General features: G+C 33.7%; 1 protein-coding gene. It reads left to right on the plus strand.

The genetic code is table 11. From position 1 onward, the window contains the following. The first annotated feature begins 178 nt into the window (after positions 1–178). On the plus strand, positions 179–1717 hold the full coding sequence (locus IV513_RS15335) for a hypothetical protein (protein ID WP_245168968.1): 1539 nt from the start codon (positions 179–181) through the stop codon (positions 1715–1717). The last annotated feature ends 156 nt before the right edge of the window (positions 1718–1873 follow it).

The following is a 1873-nucleotide window of genomic DNA, read 5'->3' on the forward strand; positions in this document are numbered from 1 at the left end:
GCTTCAAGGTTGCTCATAATTGTATTTGATTGGTAGTCAATACAATATACTAATTTTTAGTTACTTGAGCAACCTTTTCTATAATGCACTACGGGTTATGTAATATTTTAATATATAAAAAGCATATATATATTTATGATTAATTTTTATCAATAAATGTTGTGCAAACCATAAATAAATGTTAAATTCAATTTGTGAAACTACTAATTCTTTATTTATTATGAATACAAATTTAATCCTTGGTCCATACAGTAAATTATTGCTGGGTATATGTCTGATGGTCAGTATTTTAGTAACTTCCCAGGTGGGAATCAATACAACAACTCCAGACGCAAGTTCTTTATTGGACTTAAATTCAACAAATAGAGGATTTTTAGCTCCGAGGATGACTACAGCGCAGAGGTTAGCAATAACAGCTCCTGCAGACGGTTTAATGGTCTACGATACGACATCAAAACTTTTCTATTATTACGTAAGTTCTACTTCATCGTGGTCACCTATTAATAGCAGTGTTTCAGGGAGATCAAATTTTAAGCGCATCAAGTCAACCGATGTTTTATCCACTGTTCTAGCTTCTGAATTAGCCGCTGGTGGAGGAACACGCTATGTGATGAACTCCAATACATTATACGAAATCAATGGACAGGTTCAGTTTGATTTTCCCATCGATATTAACAATTCCTATATACACGGCTTAGATACCAATGAAGACATAATAACTCGTTCATCTGGTAATATTTTTGAAGGTGCTACCGGCGGTAGTATTAGAAATGTTACACTACGAGCAACTGGAGGAAGTGTTTTTAATCTTAATGCTGCAGCGACGCAAAATCTTATATTTAGAGATTCTGTTGTTAGTGGTTCTAATTCTGTTGGTACAATTTCAGGATTCGGTTTAGTATTCGTGAGCATTGTCCAATTTTCGGGAAATACAAATGGAATTACCTACAACAATATATCTCAGCTGCTACTAAGCAATTTAGGTTGGTTTAGCAATAACTCTGGTACCTATGAAAAATTTACCGGAACATTTGGTTTGATTGAAAAACAGGGTGGGTTCTCCCATGTAGAAAGCACATCAGCCACAGGTTTTGATGTATCAACATCTGGTCTAACGGTTGCTAGCGGAATTCTGGAATCTGTTGTTTTTACGGGAACCAATACAGCAGGTTATGTGAAGCCTTACTCAACAGGCACATATACCGGTTACAATTTTACAAACAACTGGATTGTAAGATCGTCAGGAATTCCAACGGAATCTGATAATAGTGCTGTGGGAGATTTTTCCGTTGATTATAATGTTGGAACTGGTATAGGTGTAAGTTTTACTAATAATCTTAATCCAAGTAATATTGTGAAAATTGGAACTGCAACCTCTGTTTCGACATCTTTAAATTTATTTAGATTTACAACAGATGGTGTGCCGAACAGATTAAAATATGTTGGAAAAAATAAGAGAATATTTCAAATAACAGGATCAGTATCTTTTCAGGTACCTGCAGCAGGAACTTACATAATTTATATTGCAAAAAACGGTACAGTACTAAGTCAGTCAAAAATTTACGGAAGAGGTTCTACTACAAATGATATCGTTGTAATTCCGATTAATGGTACAGCAGAACTTTCAAGTAATGATTATATAGAAATATATGCTCAAAGATATACGGGGGCTAATGGTGATATCGTTGTTCCGAATATGTCCATTACAATAAAGTAACATCCCAAATTAGCATACAATTGTGTAAATTCAACTAACGTAAATTTATAAATATACTACCTGTTGTGCATTTAGCACAAATTAATTTTTAACTTATTCAAACTTCTCTTGAAGACGAAAAAATTTAGATATTGAATCATGGTAAAAGAAGTTATT

The organism is Chryseobacterium sp. RR2-3-20 (genome assembly GCF_017808115.1).
Lineage (GTDB): Bacteria > Bacteroidota > Bacteroidia > Flavobacteriales > Weeksellaceae > Chryseobacterium > Chryseobacterium oryzae.